Source organism: Achromobacter sp. HZ01, assembly GCF_003267925.1.
Classification (GTDB): domain Bacteria; phylum Pseudomonadota; class Gammaproteobacteria; order Burkholderiales; family Burkholderiaceae_B; genus Achromobacter; species Achromobacter pulmonis_A.
Genome location: NZ_LWKV01000008.1, coordinates 14,180 through 37,968, shown reverse-complemented (window position 1 = coordinate 37,968; position 23,789 = coordinate 14,180). Strand labels below are relative to the sequence as shown.

The 23,789-nt window shown below is 67.4% G+C and carries 17 protein-coding genes; 3 read left to right on the top strand and 14 right to left on the bottom strand.

The annotated features are described in order from the left end of the window. The first annotated feature begins 70 nt into the window (after nucleotides 1-70). Nucleotides 71-1,321: a M48 family metallopeptidase gene (locus A6B37_RS25585; protein WP_111827301.1), complete on the top strand. Its 1,251-nt coding sequence runs from the start codon at nucleotides 71-73 to the stop codon at nucleotides 1,319-1,321. Continuing rightward, complete coding sequence (gene rsgA / locus A6B37_RS25580; RefSeq protein WP_102774853.1) at nucleotides 1,318-2,265, top strand: ribosome small subunit-dependent GTPase A; 948 nt, start codon at nucleotides 1,318-1,320, stop codon at nucleotides 2,263-2,265. Before A6B37_RS25585 ends, rsgA begins: the two co-directional genes overlap by 4 nt. A gap of 24 nt (nucleotides 2,266-2,289) precedes the next feature. On the opposite strand, the gene A6B37_RS25575 is transcribed toward rsgA, so the two are convergent. Beyond that, a complete protein-coding gene (locus A6B37_RS25575; protein WP_102774854.1) occupies nucleotides 2,290-3,021 on the bottom strand; it encodes a CoA pyrophosphatase in 732 nt (243 codons plus the stop codon). 123 nt (nucleotides 3,022-3,144) lie between these two features. After that, nucleotides 3,145-3,525 (bottom strand): 50S ribosomal protein L19, encoded by a 381-nt coding sequence (gene rplS / locus A6B37_RS25570; protein ID WP_043543023.1) that lies wholly within the window; start codon nucleotides 3,523-3,525, stop codon nucleotides 3,145-3,147. 287 nt (nucleotides 3,526-3,812) lie between these two features. Between rplS and A6B37_RS25565 the strand changes: the two genes are divergently transcribed. After that, on the top strand, nucleotides 3,813-4,685 hold the full coding sequence (locus A6B37_RS25565) for a DMT family transporter (protein WP_111827300.1): 873 nt from the start codon (nucleotides 3,813-3,815) through the stop codon (nucleotides 4,683-4,685). Between the two features lie 13 nt (nucleotides 4,686-4,698). Here the strand turns inward: A6B37_RS25565 and A6B37_RS26140 are convergent, their stop codons facing one another. From A6B37_RS26140 to A6B37_RS25505, 12 genes are all read right to left on the bottom strand, one after another. Next, nucleotides 4,699-5,136: a hypothetical protein gene (locus A6B37_RS26140; protein ID WP_168202336.1), complete on the bottom strand. Its 438-nt coding sequence runs from the start codon at nucleotides 5,134-5,136 to the stop codon at nucleotides 4,699-4,701. 72 nt (nucleotides 5,137-5,208) lie between these two features. Continuing rightward, complete coding sequence (locus A6B37_RS25555; RefSeq protein WP_246842579.1) at nucleotides 5,209-6,540, bottom strand: PA0069 family radical SAM protein; 1,332 nt, start codon at nucleotides 6,538-6,540, stop codon at nucleotides 5,209-5,211. Between the two features lie 214 nt (nucleotides 6,541-6,754). Further along, nucleotides 6,755-8,053 (bottom strand): GTP-binding protein, encoded by a 1,299-nt coding sequence (locus A6B37_RS25550; protein WP_111827297.1) that lies wholly within the window; start codon nucleotides 8,051-8,053, stop codon nucleotides 6,755-6,757. A 15-nt stretch (nucleotides 8,054-8,068) separates the two neighbouring features. Then, on the bottom strand, nucleotides 8,069-8,977 hold the full coding sequence (cysD, locus tag A6B37_RS25545; protein WP_102774859.1) for a sulfate adenylyltransferase subunit CysD: 909 nt from the start codon (nucleotides 8,975-8,977) through the stop codon (nucleotides 8,069-8,071). 40 nt (nucleotides 8,978-9,017) lie between these two features. After that, nucleotides 9,018-9,758: a phosphoadenylyl-sulfate reductase gene (locus A6B37_RS25540; protein ID WP_111827296.1), complete on the bottom strand. Its 741-nt coding sequence runs from the start codon at nucleotides 9,756-9,758 to the stop codon at nucleotides 9,018-9,020. Continuing rightward, nucleotides 9,755-10,819 (bottom strand): sulfate ABC transporter ATP-binding protein, encoded by a 1,065-nt coding sequence (locus tag A6B37_RS25535; RefSeq protein ID WP_102774861.1) that lies wholly within the window; start codon nucleotides 10,817-10,819, stop codon nucleotides 9,755-9,757. Before A6B37_RS25535 ends, A6B37_RS25540 begins: the two co-directional genes overlap by 4 nt. A 26-nt stretch (nucleotides 10,820-10,845) precedes the next feature. Beyond that, complete coding sequence (cysW, locus tag A6B37_RS25530) at nucleotides 10,846-11,745, bottom strand: sulfate ABC transporter permease subunit CysW (protein ID WP_102774862.1); 900 nt, start codon at nucleotides 11,743-11,745, stop codon at nucleotides 10,846-10,848. Beyond that, nucleotides 11,742-12,632, bottom strand: coding sequence for a sulfate ABC transporter permease subunit CysT (gene cysT / locus A6B37_RS25525; protein ID WP_102774956.1), 891 nt, complete (start codon nucleotides 12,630-12,632; stop codon nucleotides 11,742-11,744). Before cysT ends, cysW begins: the two co-directional genes overlap by 4 nt. Nucleotides 12,633-12,654: 22 nt before the next feature. After that, on the bottom strand, nucleotides 12,655-13,683 hold the full coding sequence (locus A6B37_RS25520; RefSeq protein WP_111827295.1) for a sulfate ABC transporter substrate-binding protein: 1,029 nt from the start codon (nucleotides 13,681-13,683) through the stop codon (nucleotides 12,655-12,657). A 148-nt stretch (nucleotides 13,684-13,831) separates the two neighbouring features. Next, the gene (locus tag A6B37_RS25515) at nucleotides 13,832-14,338 is read right to left on the bottom strand and encodes a contact-dependent growth inhibition system immunity protein (protein WP_111827294.1); all 507 of its coding nucleotides are present in this window, start codon (nucleotides 14,336-14,338) and stop codon (nucleotides 13,832-13,834) included. Between the two features lie 299 nt (nucleotides 14,339-14,637). Then, on the bottom strand, nucleotides 14,638-14,901 hold the full coding sequence (locus A6B37_RS25510) for a hypothetical protein (protein WP_210405823.1): 264 nt from the start codon (nucleotides 14,899-14,901) through the stop codon (nucleotides 14,638-14,640). 590 nt (nucleotides 14,902-15,491) lie between these two features. After that, nucleotides 15,492-23,738 carry a hemagglutinin repeat-containing protein gene (locus A6B37_RS25505; protein WP_111827293.1) on the bottom strand — a complete coding sequence of 2,749 codons (8,247 nt, stop codon included), beginning with the start codon at nucleotides 23,736-23,738 and terminating at the stop codon, nucleotides 15,492-15,494. Nucleotides 23,739-23,789: the final 51 nt, after the last annotated feature.

The window sequence follows — 23,789 nt, the reverse complement described above, 5'->3', positions numbered from 1 at the left end:
ACCTCGGGACGGCCCGCCGGTAAAAACACGCGATTTTCTCACATACATTTCTGAGTCCACCGCAATATCCATGTTCACTCTGCTGTTCGTTGCCTTCCTGCTGACCGATATCGCCGTGCGCCTGTGGCTGGCGTCGCGGCAGATCCGTCACGTCGCGCGCAACCGCGACCAGGTGCCGTCCGAGTTTTCCCACCGGATCGGGCTGGCCAGCCACCAGCGCGCGGCCGACTACACCGTGGCGCGGGTCAAGCTGGGCATGCTGGAACGCACTTACGACGCCATCCTGCTGGTGTGCCTGACCCTGATGGGCGGGCTGCAGTTCATCGACCTGGCGATGGCCCAGCTTACCAGCAACGACTTCGTCAGGCAGATGCTGTTGTTGGTTGCGGTTGCCCTGCTGCTGGGCCTGCTGGGGCTGCCCTTCACCCTGTGGCGGCAGTTCCGGCTGGAGGCCCGCTTCGGCTTCAATCGCATGACGCCGCGGCTGTTCGCGGCCGACGCCATCAAGGGGCTGGCCGTGGCCGCGGTGCTGGGCCTGCCGCTGGCGGCCGCGGTGCTGTGGCTGATGGGCAGCGCGGGCGCGTACTGGTGGATCTGGGCCTGGGCGCTCTGGACGGCGTTCAACCTGGCGCTGCTGGTCATCTACCCGATGTTCATCGCTCCGCTCTTCAACAAATTCACCCCGCTGTCCGATCCGGAGCTGGCCGGGCGCATCCAGCGCCTGGCGCAGCGCTGCGGCTTCGCGCTCAACGGGCTGTTCGTGATGGACGGCTCGCGCCGCTCGGCCCATGGCAACGCCTATTTCACGGGCTTCGGGCGCTCGCGCCGCATCGTGTTCTTCGACACCCTGCTGGCGCGCCTGAACGGCGACGAAATCGAGGCCGTGCTGGCCCACGAGCTGGGCCATTTCGCCAAGCGCCACATCATCAAGCGCGTGCTGTTCAGTTTCGCCGCGGCGCTGGTGTTCTTCGCCATCCTGGGCTGGGTCTCCCAGCAGCCCTGGTTCTACGTCGGGCTGGGCGTGCTGCCGCAGCTGGGCGGACGCAACGACGCGATGGCGCTGCTGCTGTTTTTCCTGGTGATCCCCGTGTTCACCTTCATGCTTACCCCGCTGGCCAGCTGGTACTCGCGGCGCGACGAATTCGAGGCGGACCGCTACGCGGCCGAACAGAGTTCGGCCGAACGCCTGGTCTCCGCGCTGGTCAAACTCTACGACGACAACGCCGCCACCCTGACGCCCGATCCCGTGCATTCCGCCTTCTACGACAGCCATCCCCCCGCCGCCGTGCGCATCCGCCACCTGACGGCGGCCGCTGCATGAGCGGCCCGGGCCGCCCCAAGGGCGTAAACCACGCAGAGCCGGCCCCCGGGCCGAACGAAGGCCGCATCATCGCGGCCCACGGCCGCCACTACACGGTCGAGCTGGCCGACGGCACGCTGCGCAAATGCTTTCCGCGCGGCAAGAAGGCCGGCGCCGCCGTCGGCGACCGCGTGCGCATCACGCCCCAGGGCAAGGACGAAGGCGCGATCGACGCCATCCTGCCGCGGCGCAATCTGCTCTACCGGTCCGACGAGATGCGCTCCAAACAGTTCGCCTCCAACGTGGACCAGCTGCTGATCGTGGTCGCGGTGCAGCCCACGTTCTCGGACGACCTGACCGGCCGCGCCCTGGCCGGGGCCTGGAGCGCCGGCATCGCCCCCATCATCGTGCTGAACAAGACCGATCTGGCCGACGAACTGCCGGCGGCGCGCGCGCGCCTGGCGCCCATCGCGGCGCTGGGGGTGGACATCATCGAACTGAGCGCGCTGGAACCCGACAAGGTGCACACCCTGCTCGCGCCGCGCCTGGCCGGGCACACCAGCCTGCTGCTGGGGCAAAGCGGCATGGGCAAATCGACGCTGCTGAACGCGCTGGTGCCGGACGCGGCCGCGCCCACCCGCGAACACTCCACCGCGCTGGACATGGGCAAGCACACCACCACCAGCACGCGGCTCTACCACCTGCCCGCGCCGGGCGGCGACCTGATCGATTCGCCGGGATTCCAGGCCTTCGGCCTGCAGCACCTGAGCCGCGAGGACATCATCCGCGGGTTCCCGGAATTCACCGGCCCCATCGAGCAGTGCCGCTTCTACAACTGCACCCACCGGCACGAACCGGGCTGCGGCGTGGTCGCCGCCTTGCAGGCCGGCGCCATCGATCCCTCGCGCTACGCCCTGTACCAGCGCATCCTCGAAGAAAACCTGGCGGGCCAGCAGCGCTATTAGCCTTGCCGGCGCCCCGGCGCCCCGTCAGCGCGGCTCGAAGCCGTGGCGCACCAGGTGATACAGGTTGCGCAGCATGCCGGCGGTGGCGCCCCAGATGAAATGCTTGCCATAGGGCATGCCGTAGTACTGGCGTACCCGGCCGTCGTCCAGCCGGGCCTGGTACAGGCGGTGGTTGGCCGGGTCCATCAGGAACGGCAGCGGCACTTCGAACACCTCGGCCACCTCGAAGGCGTCGGGCGCCAGATCGAAGCCCGGGCGCACAAGCGACACCACGGGAATGATGGAAAAACCGGTGGCCGTCAGATAAGGCGGCATGCTGCCCAGCACCTCCACGTGGCTGGCCGGCAGGCCGGTTTCTTCTTCGGCCTCGCGCAGCGCGGCGGCCTGCGGCGTGGCGTCGCTGAGTTCGATGCGCCCACCCGGAAAACTGATCTGGCCGGCATGGTCGTGCAGGTGGGCGGCGCGCTGCGTGAGCATGATGGACACGCCGTTGTCGCGGGCCACCAGCGGAATCAGCACCGCGGCCGGCACCGGCACGCCTTCGCGGCCCGGATAGCGCAGGTCGGTATCGCGCGACAGTTCCAGCGTCCAGGTCGACGGCTGGCTGAGCGTGCCGCGCAAGCGGTCGGGCGTCAGCAGACTGGCGGGCACGGCGGGCAGGGCCTCGTTGGCCGTCACCCACGGTTGCGTCGCCGGATCGAAGCCGGGACGCGCCAACGGCCGGCGTGGCCGCGGAGAAGACGAGGAATCAGACATACGGCTTTTTGAAAAGAAAAAGGCACCCTCGCAGGTGCCTTTTTAACCCGGAAACCCGTGCCGGACGAAAACGCGGGAGGGCGTGAGCGTCCGACACTGGTAGGGCCGTGTGCCGATAAGCGATCAAGCCGCCGAGGCTTGCTTGCTGACCAGCTTTTCCTTGATACGCGCCGACTTGCCCGAGCGGTTGCGCAGGTAGTACAGCTTGGCGCGGCGCACGTCGCCGCGGCGCTTGACTTCGATGCCGGCGATTTGCGGCGAGTACAGCTGGAACGTACGTTCCACGGCTTCACCCGACGAAATCTTGCGCACGGTGAACGCGGAGTTCAGGCCGCGGTTGCGCTTGGCGATGACGACGCCTTCGAAGGCCTGCACGCGCTTGCGGGTGCCTTCAACGACGTTCACGCTCACGATGACGGTGTCACCGGGAGCAAATTCAGGCTTGGCCACACCGCCGGTCAGGCGGGCGATTTCTTCCTGTTCCAGGATAGCGATAAGGTTCATGAGAACTCCTAGATCATCGTGTCATTGCGGACTGAATTTGCCGTCCGATATTGTTTGCGCGCGGGCTCCTGACGATGCAAAAAAGACGCTCGAAAGAAGCCGCGTGCCTGTGAGCCCGGGCCTGTGGCCCCGCCCCACTCTTGCCGCAAGCAGAGGATGAGATTTGGCAAACCAATGATTCTACACCAAAAATCCCAAAACACGCTGGGTAGAATATGCGTGCGCCGCAGCTTTGCTGTACGCTTCCACTCTCTGTAACAAACACGTCACACGGCGCGGCTCCCTACATGTCGTACTCGTCCCTGCTTTTGGTCGTCCTGGCGGCGATGGCCCACGCAACGTGGAATCTGCTCGCCAAGCGCGCGGCCATGGTGGGCGCGCCCTTCGTGTTCGCCTACGGGCTGTGCGCTTCGGTGCTGTACGCGCCGTGGGTGATCTGGGTGCTGATGCACGACGGCATGACCTGGACCTGGCCCGTGGTGGGCGCCATCCTGACTTCGAGCCTGTTGCACCTGGGCTACAGCCTGTGCCTGCAGCGCGGCTATCAGGTGGCGGACCTGTCGGTGGTGTATCCGATCGCCCGGGGCACCGGCCCGCTGCTGTCGACCACCGGCGCCTTCCTGCTGCTGGGCGAACCCGCCACCGGCACCGGCATCGCCGGCATGCTGTGCGTGGTGATCGGCGTGCTGCTGATCGCCACCCAGGGCCGGCTGGCCATCTTCAAGCAGGCCCAGGCCTGGATCGGCGTGCGCTGGGGCATGGTGATCGGCCTTTTCATCGCGGCCTATACCGTGGTGGACGCCTACGGCGTAAAGGTGCTGCTGATCAGCCCGGTGCTGTTCGACTGGTTCACCTGCGTGACCCGCACGACCATGATGACGCCCCACATGCTGAGCCGCCGGGCCCAGGCCTGGGATTCCATGCGCGGCCATTGGCACCTGGCGCTGGCGGTGGGCCTGCTGTCGCCGCTGGGCTACATCCTGGTGCTGTACGCCTTGCGCAACGGCGCGCCGCTGAGCCTGGTGGCGCCTGCGCGGGAAATGTCCATGATGCTGGGCACCCTGGCGGGCATGTTCCTGCTGCGCGAAAAAGTCGGGCCGGGCCGCCTGGCCGGCTGTTTGTCCATACTGGTGGGCGTGGTGCTGCTGGGTTCCACCTGAGCCGCCGGGCCGATCAAAAGCCGGCGGCCGCGCCCAGCCACATCAGCCCGGGAATGATGGCGCCCCAGGCCAGCACCATGATCACGTCCACCACCATCTGCTTGCGGGTGACCCGCGCCGTAACGGGCTCGACCGTGGCGTTGCCCAGGCTGTGATCGCGCGCGGCCGGGGCTGCGGCGGGACGGCCGACGGGCGTGGGGGCCGCGGCAGGCGCGGCCGGCGGCGTCTGCACGCCCGCTTCGGCCGGCGCCGGCGGGAACGGCCAGCGAGCCGGCATGGAACCGGGGCGCGCACGCCGGCGCGCGCCGCCTTCCGACAGGGACGCGTCCCAGGGCGAGGCCAGGCCCGCCAGCCGGGCGCAGACCATGCGGGCGCGCTGCGCGCCACGGCGCAGCGGATTCAGCGAGACGGCAAGCTCGTCCGGCAGGACGGAAATATCGGCGGTGTTCATATGAACTCCTTGAAAAGACGATCCAGCGCCTGGGCAGGCGCCCGGGCAACCCTCCGCGGCGACAGCCCGCGGTCAATCGAACAATGACAACTGGCCTGCGGCCGCGGGCGATACGTGACGGGGCGAACCGCGACGGGGCGATACGTGGGAAACGGGGACCCCTGAAGACGCTTGCGCGCCAGCCGGGGATAGAGGGAAATCTGCGCCCGCCTGCGCGCCGGCCGGGCGCAGGAAGCGACTGCAATCCAGGGCCAGCCGGTGCCGGTTCAGGCCCAGCTTGCGCGTGGCGACGGCAAAACGCTGGCGCAGCAGGTCGGCCCAGACGCCGGTTCCGCGCATGCGCGAACCGAAATTGGGATCGTTGCGGCGGCCGTTGCGCAGGTCTTCGACGCGGTGCAGCACACGCTGGGCGCGGTCGGGAAAATGGACGTTGAGCCAGTCCTCGAACAGGGTCTTGACCTCCCACGGCAGGCGCAGGACGGTGTAGCTGGCGTAATGGGCGCCGGCCGCCTTGGACTCCTGGAGGATGTGCTCCATGGATTCGTCGTTGATGAACGGAATGACCGGCGCCACCAGCACCCCCACGGGCACGCCGGCGTCGGTCAGGCTGCGCACGGCCTCCAGGCGGCGCCAGGGCGCGGCGGCGCGGGGCTCCAGCGTGCGGGCCATGGCGGCGTCCAGCGTGGTGATGCTCATGTAGACCACCACCAGTTTTTGTTCGGCCAGGGCCGCCAGCAGGTCCAGGTCGCGGGCGACCAGGCCGTTCTTGGTGACGATGGTGAGCGGATGCCGGGTTTCCAGCATGAGTTCGAGCAGGCCGCGCGTCAGGCGCCACTCGCGCTCGATGGGCTGGTACGGATCGGTGGCCGACCCGATATTGATGGGCGACGGCTTGTAACCGGGGCGGCTGAGTTCGGCGCGCAGGGCCTGGACCGCATTGGCCTTGGCCACCAGCCGGGTTTCGAAATCCAGCCCGGGCGAATAGCCCAGGTAGGAATGCGTGGGCCGGGCGTAGCAATACACGCAGCCGTGCTCGCAGCCGCGGTAGGGGTTGATCGCGGCGTCGAAGGGAATGTCGGGCGAATCGTTGCGCGACAGCATCTTGCGGGCCTGTTCCGCCGTGACCGTGGTCTTGGGCGCGGCCGGCGCATGGCGCGTGTCGGGCAGGATGGGGATGACCCGGGAAGGCGCTTCCGTGGAGGCTGCGTCGGAATAATTATCGGGGACAGCGTCTACGAAATCGGCCGGCAATCCGGAGGCGGACCAGCCGTCGTCGACCTGCACGCGGTCATCGCGCTGAAAGCGATGCCGAACATTAGTAACCGCACCCCGACCGCGCAAGGCGGCGGGGGCGGCAGCCGGGGACCCAGAACCGGCGGGAAAAGAATGATCGGTGCGTGCCATGAAAACTACTGTACAAAAACACAGTGGTTTTGACAAGCACCAAAAGCCTTCTCGTAAGACAACCCCACTTTACCGCAAGACGCCCGCGCCGGGAGGACAAATCGATTTCATCAGGCGATATCGCCCGCAAACCCGCGCCAATGCTAGGTTTAGCACAAAAACAACAGCGCGGATAGAGGCCGTGGGGCCGCCGCCGAGCGGCCGCTCCCGCCGCCTAACGCAGCATGCCCGCCGCGGCGGTCTGGTGCGTGGCTTCGTCGATCAGGATGAACGCCCCGGTCGCCGGCACGTCGGCATAACGGTCGACCGCCAGCGCGTCGCGCGTGGTGAAGCTGACCCTGCCGATATCGTTCATGCGCAGCGTGCCTTCGGTGTTCTCCACTTCCTGCAGCTCATGGATATCGCGATGCGACAGCACCGCGCGGATCTTCGCCGACGTCAGCCGCGTGCCCGACTTCAGCAGATACTTGCGCGCCGGGTTCAAGGCCTGCGCGTCGAGCCAGCACAGCTCGGCCTCGAACTCGCGCGCAACCGTGGCGGGCGCCGCGGCGTGCACGATGACGTCGCCGCGCGACACGTCCACGTCACGGTCCAGCACCAGCGTGATCGAATCGCCGGCCACCGCCTCGTCAAGCAGGCGGTCGAAGGCGCGCAGCTCGCGCACCCTGGCCGTCACGCCCGAAGGCTGCACCGCGATCTCGTCGCCCGGGCGCAGCACGCCGCTGGCCACGCGGCCGGCGTAGCCGCGGAAGTCTTCCTTGCGGTCGCCGTCATGACGCGCGACCCATTGCACCGGCAGGCGCAGCGGCGCGGCGCGCCCGTCGGCCGCCAGGTCCAGCGATTCCAGCAGCGCCAGCAGGGGCTGCCCTTCGTACCATGGCGTGTTGGCAGACAGCGTGACCACGTTGTCGCCGTTGAGCGCCGACAGCGGCAGCGCGTCGAAATGCGCGATGCCCAGCTTGGCGGCCAGCGCCGCATAGGCATCGCGGATGCGTTCGAACACGGCGCGATCCCAGTCCACCAGGTCCATCTTGTTGACCGCCACCACGATGTGACGGATGCCCAGCAGGCGCGCGATGGTGCTGTGGCGCTTGGTCTGCGGCAGCAGCTGGCCGTCGGCCGCGCGGGTGGCGTCGATCAGGATCACGGCCACGTCCGCCGTCGACGCCCCGGTCACCATGTTGCGCGTGTACTGCTCGTGGCCCGGCGCGTCGGCGATGATGAATTTGCGGGTCGGCGTGGAGAAATAGCGGTAGGCCACGTCGATGGTGATGCCCTGCTCGCGCTCGGCCTCCAGGCCGTCGGTCAGCAGCGAGAAGTCGATGCCGTCGCCCGCCACGCGCTTGTGCTTGGCGCGCGAGATCGCGTCGAGCTGGTCGGCGAACACGCCCTTGCTGTCGTACAGCAGGCGGCCGATCAGGGTGGACTTGCCGTCGTCCACCGACCCGGCGGTGATCAGGCGCAGCACGCCCGCGTCGGCGCCAAAAAGAAAGGATTCGTTCAGTGCGTTCATGTGCGTCCTTTGCGATCAGAAATAGCCTTCCTTCTTGCGGCGCTCCATCGAGGCCTCGGAAGTCTGGTCGTCCATGCGGGTGGCGCCGCGCTCGGTGATGTCGGTCACCGCGGTCTCGGCGATGATGGCCAGCGGGTCGGCGGCCTCGGAAGCCACCGGGCAGGTGCAGGAGATATCGCCCACGGTGCGAAAGCGCACCGGCAGGCGCTCGACCTGCTCGCCTTCCTGCGGCGGCGTCAGCCGCGTGACCGGCACCAAGAGGCCCTTGCGGCGCACCACTTCGCGCTCGTGGCTGTAATAGATGGAAGGCAGCGCCAGCCGTTCGCGCTGGATGTACTGCCAGACGTCCAGCTCGGTCCAGTTCGAGATCGGGAACACGCGCATGTTCTCGCCGCGGTGCACGCGGGTGTTGAACAGGTTCCACAGCTCGGGACGCTGGGCCTTGGGGTCCCATTGGCCGAACTCGTCGCGGAACGAAAAAATGCGTTCCTTGGCGCGCGCCTTCTCCTCGTCGCGCCGCGCCCCGCCGATGCAGGCGTCGAAGCCGAATTCCTCGATCGCCTCCAGCAGCGTCACGGCCTGCGCCGCGTTGCGCGAATCGGTCTCGCGGCGCAGCACCACGCTGCCGCGCGCGATCGAGTCCTCCACGCTGCGCACGATCAGGGTCTCGCCCAGCTCGGCCGCGCGCGCGTCGCGGAAAGCGATCACCTCGTCGAAGTTGTGCCCGGTGTCGATATGCATCAGGGGAAACGGAAAGCGGCCGGGCCGAAAGGCCTTTTCCGCCAGGCGCAGCAGCACCACGGAATCCTTGCCGCCCGAAAACAGCAGCACCGGCTTTTCGCTTTCCGCGGCGACCTCGCGCAGGATGAATATCGCTTCCGATTCCAGCCAATCCAGGTGGCTGCGTTGGATGACGGCAGACATGACTACTCCACTAAAACAGATTTCGAATTCAGGGGCGGCGTCATTCGGCGCGCGCCACGACGGAGATGACCCGGTTGCCCGCATGCAGGCCGCATTCCTTGGAGTCCGATGACTCCCACCACCAGCGCCCGGCGCGCAGGTCCTCGCCCGGCCGCACGGCGCGCGTACAGGGCTCGCAGCCGATGGACGGGTAGCCCTGGTCGTGCAGCGGGTTATAGGGAATGCCGAAAGCGCGGATGAGGGACCAGACCTCCTCCTCGCTCCACTCGGCCAGCGGGTTGAACTTGTAGAGGCCGAAGGTCTCGTCGCGCTCTTCCAGCGGCAGTTCGCCGCGGGTGGTGGACTGCGCGCGCCGCTGCCCCGTGATCCAGGCGCCGCGTCCGGCCAGCGCGCGCTTGAGCGGTTCGACCTTGCGAATGCCGCAACAGGCTTTGCGCAGTTCCACACTCTCGTAGAACGCATAGGCGCCGTGCTCGGCCACGTGCCGCGCCACGGCCTCGGCGTCGGGACGGTACACGGTCACCTCGCGTCCGTAGCGCTCGCGCACCGCGTCCAGCACGCCCAGCGTTTCGGCATGCAGCCGGCCCGTGTCCAGCGTAAAGACTTCCAGGTCCGAGCCGGCGGCGTACAGCGCGTGCGTCAGCACCATGTCCTCGGCGGCCAGCGACGAGGCCAGCGCCGCATCGGGGTAGCGGCGCCGGATGTCGGCCAGGGTCAGGTTCAGTTCGCGCCAGCGCGCGGCCAGCCCGTCTTCCAGTTGGGAAAAAAATTCAGTCGTCATGCCGGCACCGCAAAAATGCGCGCCCGCCGCGGACGCGCCAGAAGGATTTCGCCGTCGCGCAGGCCCAGCTCGCGGTATCGCGACTCGGGCACCTCGGCCTCGATCAGCGCCGCCGAGTCCTCGCGCGCCAGTTCCAGGTAGGCGCTGGGCCCGGCCAGATAGGCGTGCGACAGGCGCACCGCGATGCCCTCGGCGCCGGCGCGGTAGCGTTCGATGTCGAATTCGTGCGGCCGCACGTAGGCGGTGGCGCGCTGGCTCTCGGCCTGGGCCAGTTCGGGCGCGGGCAGCGACAGGCCGGCGCCGCTCCAGACCCCGCGCGTGGCCACGCCCTGCAGCGAATTCACGTCTCCCAGAAAGCCATACACGAACGGCGTGGCCGGCGCTTCCCAGACCTCGCGCGGCGTGCCCACCTGTTCGATGCGGCCGGCGTTCATCAGCACCACGCGGTCGGACACCTCCAGCGCTTCTTCCTGGTCATGGGTCACGAACACGCTGGCCACGTGCAGCTCGTCGTGCAGCCGCCGCAGCCAGCGCCGCAGTTCCTTGCGCACCTTGGCGTCCAGCGCGCCGAAAGGTTCGTCCAGCAGCAGCACCCTGGGCTCCACGGCCAGCGCGCGGGCCAGCGCGATGCGCTGGCGCTGGCCGCCGGACAGCTGCGCCGGATAGCGGTCGGCCAGCCAGTCCAGCTGCACCAGGCCCAGCAGGTCGTGCACCTTGCGCCGGATCTGGTCCTCGGGCGGACGCTGCGACCGGTGCTTGACGCGCAGCCCGAAAGCCACGTTCTCGAACACCGTCATGTGCTTGAAGAGCGCGTAGTGCTGGAACACGAAACCGACCTGGCGGCGGCGCACGTCCACCGCCGTGGCGTCCTCGCCCGCGAACAGCACGCTGCCGGCGTCGGCCGACTCCAGCCCCGCGATGATGCGCAGCAGCGTCGTCTTGCCGCAGCCCGAAGGCCCCAGCAGCGCCACCAGCTCGCCCGTCTCGATGTGCAGCGATACGTCGTTCAAGGCGCGGAATTCGCCGAAGCGCTTGGACAGGTTGCGGACTTCGATACTCATTCTGGTCTCCGTGTGGGCCGCCAGTCTCAGGCGGCGGCCGGCTGGATGGGGGCCGTCTGGCCGGGATGCTCGGCCGGCTGGCCGGCGGGCTGCAGCAGGCGCGCATTGCGCCACTCGACCAGGTTCTTGGCCACCAGCGTCACCAGCGCCAGCAAGGCCAGCAGCGAGGCCACCGCGAACGCCGCCGCGTACTGGTATTCGTTGTACAGAATCTCGACGTGCAGGGTCATGGTGTTGGTCAGCCCCCGGATCTGCCCGGACACCACCGACACCGCGCCGAACTCGCCCATGGCGCGCGCGTTGCACAGGATGGCGCCATACAGTAGGCCCCATTTGATGTTCGGCAGCGTCACGCGCCAGAAGATCTGCCAGCCGCTGGCGCCCAGCGTCAGCGCGGCCTGTTCTTCCTCGCTGCCCTGCGCCTGCATCAGCGGTATCAGCTCGCGCGCGACGAACGGAAAGGTCACGAACAGCGAGGCCAGGACGATGCCGGGCACGGCGTAGACGATCTTGATGTCATGCGCCTGCAGCCAGCCGCCGAACCAGCCCTGCGAGCCGAACAGCAGCACGAACACCAGGCCGGCCACCACCGGCGACACCGAAAACGGCAGATCGATCAAGGTGATCAGGAACTGCTTGCCCCGGAACTGGAACTTGGTGACCGCCCACGCCGCCGCGACCCCGAACACCAGGTTCAGCGGCAGCGCGATCGCCGCCACCAGCAGCGTCAGGCGGATCGCGGCCAGCGCGTCCGGCTCGACGATGGCGGCCAGGTACAGCTCCCAGCCCTTCTTGAAGGCCTCGGCGAACACCGCCGCCAAGGGCACGATCAGGAACAGCGCCAGGAACGCCAGCGCGACGGTCAGCAGCAGGCCGCGCGCCCAGCGCGGCTCGGTCAGGTGGGCGGGACGGTCCGATGCGCTCATGCCAGCCTCCCCAGATTGCGGCGCGACTGCCAGCCTTGCAGCAGGTTGATCACCAGCAGCAGCGCGAACGACAGCAGCAGCATCACGGTCGCGATGGCGGCCGCCCCTGCGTAGTCGAACTCCTCCAGCTTGGCGATGATGAGCAGCGGCGTGATCTCCGACACCATGGGCATGTTGCCGGCGATGAACACCACCGATCCGTACTCCCCGATGGCGCGCGCGAAGGCCAGCGCGAAACCCGTCATCAGGGCGGGCAGCAGGATCGGAAACAACACCCGGCGGATGGTCTGCCAGCGGCTCGCGCCCAGGCTGGCGGCGGCTTCCTCGATCTCGCGCTCCACGTCCTCCAGCACCGGCTGCACCGTGCGCACCACGAACGGCACGCCGATGAAAATCAGCGCCACCACGATGCCCAGCGGCGTGAACGCCACCTTCCAGCCGAACCATTCGGCCAGCGGCGCGCCCAGCCAGCCCTTCTCGGAATACAGCGCGGTCAGCGCGATACCGGCTACCGCCGTGGGCAGCGCGAACGGCAGGTCCACCAGCGCGTCCAGGATCTTCTTGCCCGGAAAACGGTAGCGCACCAGCACCCAGGCCACGATGGTGCCGAACACCAGGTTCACCAGCGCCGCGACCAGCGAAGCCCCGAACGTCAGCTGGTACGAGGCCACCACCCGCGGCGCGGCCACCGTGTCCCAGAACCCCTGCCAGCCCAGCGCCGCGCTGCGGATGGGCAGCGCCGCCAGCGGGATGAGCACCAGCACGCTGAGGTACAGCACGGCATAGCCCATCGAGATGCCGAAGCCGGGCAGCACGCCCGGGCTGCGCCGGCGCGCGGCGAACAAGGCCGGCGCAGCGCTGGCCGTATGAGTGGCGGCAGAAGTCATGGCCATGGTCCGGTCGATGCGCCTATTTCTTCTGCGGCAGGTAAATCTGGTCGAACGTGCCGCCGTCGCTGAAGTGGTCCCTCTGCGCCTTGCGCCAGCCGCCGAAGATCTTGTCGTCGATGTTCACGAGCTTGACCTTGGGAAACTTGTCCGCGTATTTCGCCGCCACGGCCGGATCGATGGGCCGGTAGTAATTCTTCGCGATGATTTCCTGGGCCGCCGGCGTATAGAGGAACTCCAGATAGGCCTGGGCCGCCTTGCGCGTGCCCTTCCTGTCCACCACCTTGTCGACCACGGCGACCGGCGGCTCGGCCAGGATCGACAGGGACGGCACCACGATGTCGAACTTGTCCGGCCCCAGCTCCTCGAGCGCCAGAAAAGCCTCGTTCTCCCACGCCAGCAGCACGTCGCCCACGCCGCGCTCCACAAAGGTGGTGGTGGCGCCGCGCGCGCCGGTATCGAGCACCGGCACGTGCCGCAGCAGATCGCCGACGAAAGCCCGGGCGCGCTCCTCGCTGCCGCCGTTCTTCTCCAGCGCATAGGCCCAGGCCGCCAGATAATTCCAGCGCGCCCCGCCCGAGGTCTTGGGATTGGGCGTAATCACCTGCACCCCGTCCTTGACCAGGTCGTCCCAGTCCTTGATCTGCTTGGGATTGCCCTTGCGCACCAGGAACACGATGGTCGAGGTATAGGGAGAACTATTCTGCGGCAGGCGCGCCTGCCAGTCGGCGGGCAGCAGCCCGCGGTCCGCGATGGCGTCGATGTCATAGGCCAGGGCCAGCGTCACCACGTCGGCCTCCAGCCCGTCGATGACCGAGCGCGCCTGACGGCCCGAGCCGCCGTGCGACTGGCGTATGGTCAGCTCGACGCCGGCCTGTTCTTTGTACTGATCGGCGAACGCGGTATCGATGGCGCGATACAGCTCGCGGGTCGGGTCATACGAGACATTGAGCAGCGTCTGCTTCTGCTGCGCCTGGACGGGCGCGATGGCGGCGAACGACAACGTAACGGCGGCCACGGCGGCCAGCCAACCGGCTTTCCTGAAAGACATCCCTGCTCCCTGTGTCTAGCAACGTGGAAGCAAGTTTGCGGGCTAGCCGATCTGAACGGAACGAATCATTATTTGGTTGCTCATCGCTTTGAGGCATATAGGATGGGCCGGCGAGACGGACTGGCCGGCGACGCAGCCGCCACGCCGGCTACACCTTTCCCTTGCAACGTTCCAGGGCCAGACGAAGCGCTGCACCGACCGCATCGGGACAACTGTTATAGGCAAGCGTGACGTGGTGTTCCTTCGTTATCCCCTTGCTGGTCCACGCTCCCCTTCTGTCGCGGTGGCTGGGATATATGGTCAGGACGCCCTCCACGACGTCCACGAAGCAGAATTTCATCCGATCAAAGAGATCCGACTTTCTTTTATAGGAAAACCTTGCCATCGTCGCCGCCACCCACTCGTTGTATTTTTCCGCGGCACGGCCTTTGACATCGAAAAACCCTGGCTCGTCCTCCGGGTCGATCATTCGGCTTGCAGCCAGGGCCTGCAGCAGGCTCGCTCCCAATTCATTATCGGGGGATACGGGCGACAGAAAGAAACTCTTTCCCTTGGGATCGGGAAGCGCAATGACATTTCCCGATAGGGTCTGCACGAAAATGAAATCCCTATTCGCCTTGACCTCCGCCCACAGCTTTTGAATGGCCCCGTTCATTTCAAGAATTGATTCAAGAATGGTTAGGCATCGATATGAATGCCTTCAGAATAGCCCTACCCTCTTGGCGAATCGTCGGGAATAAGACCGAATTTCTGAACGAGCTCTCTGCTTGGGATCGAATTACCGTCGTTTGCTTGCGGGAATTTCTGAGTGATGTGCGGACCGATCATAAGCGTTGGCAGCCTGCCTTTGCATCCGCTAAGCCATCCGTCTCGCACTGCCTTTTTAGCTTATCCGCTTGACTGCCACAGTCTCACGCAGGAATCAGATTGAATCCTGGCTATTCTTCGATGATTTCACGTTTTTTTTTGAGCGATCAGGATCGCTCGATCGATCATGTCTACAGTGATGTAGGGCACGAATCCGAGTCTGTCGCCCTTTTCAAAACTGTTCTTGTAGCTGTTCAGGCGTTCGACATCACCGGCGATCGCCAAGGCAGCGAGATGACGAAGGGGCATTTCACCTTTAGCGTCAGTCGGCAAATTTCTATAGGCCGACAATCCAGCGCCTAGGTCCTGGGATTGAGCCCAGGATATGGCTCCGTCGGAAAGTCCCTGCACGTCCTCTGCAGAAATGCTCGTAAGCCAAAAACCTTCGGCAACAACCACCCGTTGATTTGATTTATCGGCGGCTATGCTCGAAATTTCTCATTGACCATAAAGTTTTCTTCTCCGGCCTGTTCAACTTTCTGGTTTCTTGGAGTCTAGGTGCTCGAAAAAATTGAGCACATGTTCAGTCAATCCAGCCATATCCCGATATGCAATAGCTCCAAACTCTGGTTCATACCTCGTCATGTACTTTCTTGGAGAAATCTCTAGATCCTGCGCCTTCTGCTCAACCTCCAAAAGGCGACGGGGCATTATTACCCAGTTCGAACGCCTCCCGGACCCACGGTCGAAGTCCTGCAGAACCCAACTTACCATTCCTCTATAACTTAAAATAGCCCCCCGGAGCAGGGATATGACTTCTGGCTTATCCTGTTCGAACCGAAACAATATTTCCGGAGGGCATTCAATTTGACTTCCAATCTCCCACCCCACGGCTGACCGAATAACATACTCACTCGCCGTCGATTTTCGCCATTCAGTTGGACCCAGCGATTCTATAAAATCCACAAGCTGACGGCATTCATCTTTTGGAATTGGAATTTTCATTTCAACCCCCGCAATTCGTCGGAAATGATAAACCCTCCCGGGTTTAGTTTCTTCATATACGCTTCCCAATCACCCTTAGGCACAGGCTCGAGGGACAGCCGAGGATCATAGACATATCGTCCGTCAGTATAAATCTGATGATAGCCGAGATTTCTCTCGATATATCCATTTTCAAGAACATTCAATCCGTATTTTATCTTGGGTCTCACTTCGATTATTTTTCCAACTCCTCCAGATCTTTTCAGCAACTCCCCCGCCAATTCAGAGCAATCTACGTTGTGGCAGTTTTCCGCCATCTTTCTTATTTCTGGCCGCTGCATTGCATTAACAACTGCTTCATTAGGAGGAAAATCAGGATTGACCGGCCGGAACGGGCGATCCATTTTAGGAGGGATCACCTTGCCGCTCGCTTCTTGCCCCTGCTTCCCCTTGGGAGCACTGCCTTTGGGTATCCCTCCCGCACCACCTCCGTCACTGTCTATCGGGCTTACGCCCTTGACCGCCGCAAAGACGGCCGGCGCTTTGACCAAGGTTTCAATCACATACCGGTCGACAGCCCGGCTCGGATCCGACTGATTCTGCTGCAGCCGTTCAAGAGCTGCTTTCAACTCATGCGGGCGGTATTGCCTGGACTCTTCCAGCGACTCCAGGTACTGCATGCCTGCGATGGTTCGGTCGCTTAGCCGGGTGGCCGCTTCTTGATACGCTTCCAGATACCGCTGGCGTTCAAGCGCCCTGTCTTGCAGGCAAGTCTTGTCGCCATTGCAGGCGGGGACATTCTTGTTGTCGATGACATCGATGGATGCGCTCAGGAAACGTATTGCGTCCTGGCAACTGTCCTCACTCACACAACCCGCTAGCCGGTCGAGCTTTTCTTTGAACCGCTCCGTGTGCACTGCGGCGGGGTCTTTCAGCGTGTTGTTTTCCAGTTCCAACCGCGCCGCCTCATTGACCGAGGCTACGGCTTTCGGGTCCAGCGTTGCCGTCAAGCCGGCGACAATGCTAGTCACTGCATTGATCCGCGCCTCGCGCTCAGCGGAGTCCAGCTTCGCCGCAGGTTTCCCGAACGCCTGATCGATGAGTTGGTTGAGGACGATGCCAGCCGATGCGCCTGCAACGCCTTGCGCGCACCCGTTGCTTTTCGCCGCAGTGCCGGCGCACCCCAAGAGCGCGTGCAACGCGATCTGGCCGGGCGAACCCTCGCCGCCCAGCAATGGGGAGAGTTCCTTGATCTTGGCTGCGCCCAAACCTTGCAGGTAGTTCACCGCCGCCGCCTGCACAAACTCGCCTGCGGGTCCGGTGACATTTCCCCCTGCCGCCATAGTCACGGCCGTCAATCCTTGCCGATAGGCGCCTCCTGGCCCCCACTTGGCGGCCGCGTCGTACTGAAGTTCCAACTGCCTCTTGCGTTCGGCATTCGTTTCGACATCGATCGCCTTCTTGAGCGCATCGGCCTCCTGCGCCCGATTCGCCAGCAACTGCCCCACCTGCCGGCTGGCTTCCGAGGCGATCTCGAAACCCGCCTCGATCTTTTCCTTGTCGAAGATCGGCTGCAGCGCGTTGTGCGCGCCGGCCGTGTCGCGGTTCAGCGACGCGATCGTCTGCGACGGCGTCATGCCGGTCAGCTCCTGCTGCGCGGCCGCGTCGCGGATGACGATGCGGCCGGCGCCGATCGCGCTTTGCGTGGTCGAGCTGGCGCTGCCTTGGGCGCCCAGCGCCACCGGCGCATTGATGCCGGCCTTGCCGTCGCCCAGGGCGACGCCTCCTCCTAGCGCGACCTGGCTGGCGTTGTAGTCGGCTCGGTTCTCCAGGTCCTGCGCGACCAGCGTGCCGGTGTTCAGCTGGTTCAGCGCGTCGGCCACGGCCTGGTCGCCGCTGGCGATGACGCTGCCGATCAGCGTGGCGCCGCGCTTGACCACGATCTGGAAGCCGCCGTCGCCGGCCCGCAGCCCCGTCTGCTCGGAGACGGCCTGGAAGTCGCTTTGCATCCGGCCCGCGCCGGCGTTGGCGCTGATGCTGCTGACGCAGGTTCCGCTCAGGCAGATCGAGGCGCCGATGCCCGCGCTCCGGTTCTGCGCCTGGTACTGGCTGCTGTCCTGCGGGCTTTGCAGCAGCAGCTCGTCGCCGGCCGAGACGACGATGCGTTGCGCGGCGCCGGATGCGCCGTGCAGCGTGGTGTCGCCGCCGGATTGCAGCGCCAGCGTGTCGCCGGCGGTGACGCGGCTGGGGGTGGCGCGCTGGTCGCGTCCATCGGCGCGGCCCCGGCTCGCGGAAGCGCCCAGCTCCAGCGTGACGCCGCTGTTGACGGCGCCCAGGCCCAGCCCCAGGCCGATGCTGGCGCTGCTGCTGCGGCTGTCGGTCTTCTGTTCGACGGTGTTGCTCGCGGCCTGCAGCAGGACGTCGCCTTCGGCCTGGAGCATGGCGTTGCCGCCGGCCGACAGGGTCGAGCCGGTGACCGTGATGTCGGCGTCACGGCCCGCGCCTTGCGCGATGACGCGCACGTCCCGGTCGGCCTCGATGCGCGAGCCGGCCGCGCGGGTCGTGGTGCGGTCGGTGGTGCTGCGGCTTTGGCTCGCGCCCAGGCTCAGCTGGATGCTCACGCCGCCGGCCTGCTGCAGCGCGCTGGCGTCGAGCGCGCCGCGCGCCTGTTGCAGGGCGTCGTAGGCATTGACGGCGGCCAGGCCCGTGGTGGCGCCGGCCAGGCCCTGCATCACCGGGTTGTCGACCTTGCCGGCGGCCTCCGTCATGCGCCGGCCGGTCTGCACCGCGCCGATCACGGGGTTGCTGGCCGTGATGGACAGGCCCGACTGCTTGATCTCATGGACCTCGCGTTCGCGGGACGTGTCCAGCGCGGCGCCGATATTTACCTGTTTGCCGCTCAGGCTGACGCTGCCCTGGGGCGCCAGCACCTTGCTGGCGACGATGTCGAGCCGGTCGCCGGCGGCGATCCGGGTGTCGCCTTCGACGCTGCCCACGGTGCTGGCGGCCGACAAGGCCGTCTTGCTGTCGATGGCGTCGGTCTGCCTGCGCGTGCCGATGCTCAGGCCGCCCAGCGCGCCGAAGCCGGACTTCTTGACCATCCTGTAGTCGTAGTCGTCCTGGGTGTTGCGGGCCGCGGCGATGTCGACGTCGCGCCCGCCGAACAGGAGCAGGTCCTGCTGCGCGCCGGCGTTGGCGCCAGCGAGCTTCAGGTCGCGGCCGGCCAGCAGCGAGGCGGTCTCGCCCGTGAAGGTCGTGCCCTGGGCGCGGGTCCAGTCGATCGACTGGATGGTGTGCGTGGTCTTGGACGAGAAGAAGCCGCTGGTCTTGTAGTAGCTTTCGTCGCGCGCGGAGCCCGCCTGTTCGCCCGCGCGCAGGTTGATGTCGCGCTGCGCGCCCACGCCCAGATGCTTGCCGGCGGTGACGTCGGCGGCGCGGGCGTCGATGTCGCGACCGGCGACCGCCGTCAGGTTGCCGCCGGCAGCCAGTGTCGTGCCGACCTCCTTGCGGGTGTCGAGGTCGTGGCGGTTGCGCCTGTCGGCGACGATGCGTTCGCCGTGGCGCTCGGTGAGCGTGTCGAACCGGATGTCGCGCCTGGCCTCCAGGCGCGCGTCGTCCTGCACGCGCACCTGCGCGGCGGTCAGGCTCAGGTCGCGCCCGGCCTGCATGGCCAGGCGGTCGGCGTCCACCCGCGCCACGCCGCTGACATGCGTGCCCCAGGTGTTGCCGTTCTGCTCGGATTCCGCCGTCGAAGTCAGGGCGAGGTCGCGCCCGGCGCGCAGCGTCGCCGTGCCGGCCTGGATGCGCGCGGCCACATTGCTCAGGTCCGTGCGCGCGTCGAGGTCGACGCGGCGGCCCTGTATCGTGCCGCCGGCCTGGTTGACGATGCGGCCGGCGCCGACGACGGTGGCCTCGCGCGCGGCGAGCGTGCCGCTGTTGGCGACCTCGCCGTCCGCGGCGATACGGACCGTACGGCCCGCCATGAGCGTGCCGTCGCCCTTGAGGTCGCCCTCGCGCACCCGCAGGTAGACCTTCGGCGCCAGCACCGTGCGGGTGGTGCCGTCGGGCAGTGTCACGGTCTGTTCGACCAGCCAGACCAGGTCGGTCGTCAACTGGCGCTGCTGCGCCTCGGGCAGCGCGACGCCGAGCTTGAGTCCGTGTTCGCGCCCGAACCGGGCGCCGGCGGCAAGCAGGGCCTTGTACTGCGCGTCCTGGCTGCCGTAGTTCTCCAGGAAGCGCTGGCCGGTGGTGGCCAGGATCTGGTCGGACACGGCCTGCTGTTCATGCAGGCCGTCGCCCAGGCGCCGCGGCTGGCCCGAGGGCGTGAGGAAGCGCGCGTCCGGCCCCGCTGCGCCGGCCCCGCGCAGCAGCTCCAGCAGATAGTCGCTGGACACGGCCGGGTCCCGGCCCGCGAATCGCTTGTCGGTGGCCACGAGGTAAGGCGCGTCGGGGCGGCCGTCCACGGTGAACAGCTGGCTGTCGGGGATGCCGGCCGAGCCCGAGACGCTGCGCACCTCGACCGGCGCGGGCGCACGGCCGCGCAGATCGACCTGGGCGTGGCCGCCTACCGTGCCCACCGGCATCTCCACGGACTCGCTGGACAGCGTGGCGACATAGGGGACCGTGGTTTCCCGGCGGCGGTCTCCGCGGGTGCGGGAGTAAGTGGCGGTGCCCTCGCGGGTGACGACCCGCTGGCCGCTGGCGCCGATGTTGCGCACCGCCGGTCCTTCCACCGCCAGATCGCCGCCGGCGGCGATCCGGCTTTTATCGTTGATGACCTCGCCGTTCAGCCGCATCGCGCCGCCGGCCAGGATCCGGGCCGGATCGGACGAGGTGGTGCGCGTTTCGGTGACGGTCTCGGTGACCCGGTAGTACGTAAGGTTGCCAACCAGGCGTCGGGCGAAGTCGCGGTTGAAGGCCCGGATGTGCTTGTCCAGCTCCAGGTGGCGGGCCTTGAATTCGGCGTAGGCGGTCTCGTACTGCCTGCGGCGTTCGGTCTGCTCGCGGCACGCTTCAGCGGGCCATTCGCAGGGCTCCTCCGGCCCGTTCCACTTGGGCATCGGACCGGACGGCGGCGTCACCCCGAACGTGCCCCAGACGCTGTCATCATTGGCATAGCGGAACCGTTCGGGGCGCGGCCAGCAGTTCCCCTCGTCTCCGCCGGAGCAGCCATCGCTGGCCGGGGTATGGGACAGCCAGATCGGCACGTTCCTGCCGGACTTGTCCTTCATGCCCTCCTCGTAGAAGAAGGGCGGGCCGTAGCGGTCGGCCGGGTATCGCTCGGACGGCAGCAGGAACTGGCGTTCGGAGTCGTCGTTCAGCCAGGCCGGGTCCTTGCTGCACATGGGTGTGACCTCATCGCACAGCCAGTGGTCCTGCGCGTCGTACATGTCGGTCGTGCCGGCCGGCGAGTAATACACCTTGGGCGTGGACGACACGGTCACCGTCTCGCTGGCGTAGCGGTCGTTGCGGTTGCGCAGCTGCACGGCCGAGATATCGGCGTCGCGCGCCGCCTCGATGGTGGCCGAGGCGTTCAGCAGCGATTGCGCCTGGCCCGTGGCGCGGCCCTTGGCGTCGCGCGCGCCGCCGATGCGCAGGTCCCTGGCCGCGTAGATCAGCGCGTGCTCGCGATTGGTCAGCTCGGTGACGCCCAGGTCCAGGTCGGTGCGCGAGGCGATGACGGCCGTGGCGTCGTTGAGCAGGCTCTTCGCGCCGATCGACACGGCGTCGCCGTAGATGCGGCCGCGGTTGATGAGCTCTGGCGCCGTGATGTCCGTTGCGGCGCCGTCGATCAGGCCGTCGTTGGTCAGCGCGCCGGAAACGTCAAGGTTGTTGTTGCGCCCGGCCAGCAGTTCGCCGTCGGCCCGGTTGTCGAGCTTGCGGACCCGCAGCTTCAGGTCCTGGGCGGCGTGGATGAGGCCGCCCCGGTTGTCGACCTCGTCGGCCTGTATCTCGACCGCCTTGCCTTGCAGGCCGCGCGCCGGCGCGTCGGCGGCAGGCGGTGCGGCGCGATTGATCAGCTTGGCCGCCGACACGGCCAGCTTGCCGCCAGCCTCGATCAGGCCGCCGGCGTTGTCCAGTTCGTCGTCCACTTCAACGCTGGCGTCGCCAGTGGCGCTGAGTTCGCCCGCCAGCTTCAGCGCCTTGGCAACGACCTTCACGTCCTTGCCGGCCAGCGTGGCGCCGGCATGCGCGATGGTCTGCGCCGATAGCGTCACGCTGCCCGGCCGGGTCAGCTTGCCCTTGGCGTCCACGCCGGCGACCAGGCGGCCGGCGTTGTCCAGCGCCTGTCCAGCGCGCACGTCGAGATCGCCGCCGGCCATCGCCGTGCCGGTATTGGTCAGCGTGGCGCCGGCGTTCAGGACAGCGCGGCCGTTGGAAGCGAGCAGGCCGTTGTTGACGAGCGCCTTGCCCGCATCCAGCCCTAGCGATTCGCCCGCCAGCATGCGCCCTTGGCCGCCGACCGTGATGCCGCGGGCCGTCAGCATCAAGGCCGCATCGCTGGCCGCCGTGCCGTCCACGCGCGCATTGCGCGCCGCGGCCAGCATCAGCGCCTTGATCGAGGTCACCGTGCCGGCAACGGTCAGGTCGCGGCCGGCGGCTAGATCCATCGTGTCCGCGGCCTGCACCTGCGCGTCCTGCCTGACGCGCAGATCCCGCCCGCTGGAGGCGGCCAGCTTGCCGGGGCCGCGCTTGCCGAGCGCGGCGACGGTGCCGCCCAGCCGCAGGTCGCGGCCGGCCGCCAGCGTCATCGCGGCGCCCGCGGCCAGCGTGCCGCCGGTTTCGATGTCATTGCCGGCGCGCGCGTCGAGCGCGCCATCGGCCCAGACGTGGCTGCGTTCGCCCAGCGTCAGGTCCTGGCCGGCCGCGAGGTTCAGCGTTCCCTGCGCCGAGCCGATCAGGCCCTGCACGCGCAGCGCGCCGCCCGCATTGACGTCGGCGCCACCATTGGCGCGCAGCTGACCGGCGAAGGTCACGTCGCCATCGGCGCGCAGGCGGGCCGTGTCCATCGCGTCGAGCGCGCCCGCCGCGCCGATGCGCGCGTCGCCTCCCGCGGACAGGTCGAGCCTGCCGGCCGCGCCGATCCTGCCGTCGGCGCTCAGGCCGCGGCCGGCGGTGGCCTGGACGCCGCGCCCCCAGACCCGGCTGCCTTCGGCCAGCCACAGGTCGCCGCCGCTGGCCAGGCGCAAGGCGCCGCCATCGGCCAGCGCGCTGCCGTCCAGACGGAGGTCGCCCGCGACCTGGATGTCCAGGTCCGCATCGCTCCAGGCCTCGCCCGATACCGAGGCCTTGCCGCCCGCACGCAGCGTCGCCGTCGCCTTGGCCTGCGCGCGGCCTTCGACCGACAGGTCGCCCGCGGCCGTCACGCGCAGCTCGCGCGCGGACTGCAGCGTGCCGCCGGATGCGATCGTTACGTCGCCGGCCGCGTTCAGTTCCAGCGGGCCCGTGAGCGCCACCAGATTGCCGCCCACGTTCACGCCCACGCCGGCCTCGGTGCCGATCAGCCGGATGCTGTTGGCGTACATGCCGCCCAGCGCCGCCGTGTCCACCGCCAGGGTCGGCGCGGGGCCCTCGCCCGGACGCGCCGTGACCGCGCCCGTGCCGTAGTCCACGCGCGCCGCGCCCGCCGTGACGTTCAGCTGCCCGGCCCAGATGCCGGCGTGGACCTCCAGCGACCGCGCCATCAGGTCGAGCTGTTTCAGGTTGGACCCGAGCAGGCCCTCGCCTTCGACGCGCAGCGTGCCGGACGCCACGTCCAGGCCGATGCCGCCGTCCGGGCCGACCGTCGGCCTGCCGGTGGCCAGCGTGGCGCGCCCGGCGTTCAGAAAGCCGCAGCCCTTGCAGGTGATGCCGGCCGGGTTGGCGACGATGACATTGGCGCGCCGGCCGGCGACTTCCAGCGTGCCCAGCAGTTGCGAGGGATTGGGCGCGGTGACCTGGTTCAGGATGGTGGCCGCGTGGCGGTTGCCCAGCATGGGGTTGCCGCCGATCTGCCCGGCCAATTGCGTGCTGCTGGCGCCGCCGCTGTTGTTCAGCACGACGCCGGAGGCGCCGACGTTGAACTGCGTGTAGCGGTTGTCCGATACGCCGCCTGCGGACGGCGGCGCGATCTGCACCACCGGTACGCCCCGGCTGACGCCGATCACGGGGCGCGGACCCGGCGCGCCGCGGTCCACGGCGATGGGCAGGGCCTGCGCCAGCACGGGCGTCCAGACCTGCGTGTAGAGGATCAGCCAGACGATGGCGCGACGGAGCTTGGACATGTTGCGGCGACTCCCGATGATCGATGCAACCCCACGGCCGGCGCGGCCTCG

Excerpts from the sequence above, each read along its gene's own strand:
- rplS (WP_043543023.1), bottom strand. The coding sequence starts at position 3,525 with ATGAACCTTATCGCTATCCTGGAACAGGAAGAAATCGCCCGCCTGACC.
- A6B37_RS25515 (WP_111827294.1), bottom strand. The coding sequence starts at position 14,338 with ATGAACGGGGCCATTCAAAAGCTGTGGGCGGAGGTCAAGGCGAATAGG.
- rsgA (WP_102774853.1), top strand. The coding sequence starts at position 1,318 with ATGAGCGGCCCGGGCCGCCCCAAGGGCGTAAACCACGCAGAGCCGGCC.
- A6B37_RS26140 (WP_168202336.1), bottom strand. The coding sequence starts at position 5,136 with ATGAACACCGCCGATATTTCCGTCCTGCCGGACGAGCTTGCCGTCTCG.
- A6B37_RS25550 (WP_111827297.1), bottom strand. The coding sequence starts at position 8,053 with ATGAACGCACTGAACGAATCCTTTCTTTTTGGCGCCGACGCGGGCGTG.
- cysW (WP_102774862.1), bottom strand. The coding sequence starts at position 11,745 with ATGAGCGCATCGGACCGTCCCGCCCACCTGACCGAGCCGCGCTGGGCG.
- A6B37_RS25505 (WP_111827293.1), bottom strand. The coding sequence starts at position 23,738 with ATGTCCAAGCTCCGTCGCGCCATCGTCTGGCTGATCCTCTACACGCAG.
- A6B37_RS25575 (WP_102774854.1), bottom strand. The coding sequence starts at position 3,021 with ATGTCTGATTCCTCGTCTTCTCCGCGGCCACGCCGGCCGTTGGCGCGT.
- cysD (WP_102774859.1), bottom strand. The coding sequence starts at position 8,977 with ATGTCTGCCGTCATCCAACGCAGCCACCTGGATTGGCTGGAATCGGAA.
- A6B37_RS25520 (WP_111827295.1), bottom strand. The coding sequence starts at position 13,683 with ATGTCTTTCAGGAAAGCCGGTTGGCTGGCCGCCGTGGCCGCCGTTACG.
- cysT (WP_102774956.1), bottom strand. The coding sequence starts at position 12,632 with ATGACTTCTGCCGCCACTCATACGGCCAGCGCTGCGCCGGCCTTGTTC.
- A6B37_RS25585 (WP_111827301.1), top strand. The coding sequence starts at position 71 with ATGTTCACTCTGCTGTTCGTTGCCTTCCTGCTGACCGATATCGCCGTG.
- A6B37_RS25535 (WP_102774861.1), bottom strand. The coding sequence starts at position 10,819 with ATGAGTATCGAAGTCCGCAACCTGTCCAAGCGCTTCGGCGAATTCCGC.
- A6B37_RS25565 (WP_111827300.1), top strand. The coding sequence starts at position 3,813 with ATGTCGTACTCGTCCCTGCTTTTGGTCGTCCTGGCGGCGATGGCCCAC.
- A6B37_RS25540 (WP_111827296.1), bottom strand. The coding sequence starts at position 9,758 with ATGACGACTGAATTTTTTTCCCAACTGGAAGACGGGCTGGCCGCGCGC.
- A6B37_RS25555 (WP_246842579.1), bottom strand. The coding sequence starts at position 6,540 with ATGGCACGCACCGATCATTCTTTTCCCGCCGGTTCTGGGTCCCCGGCT.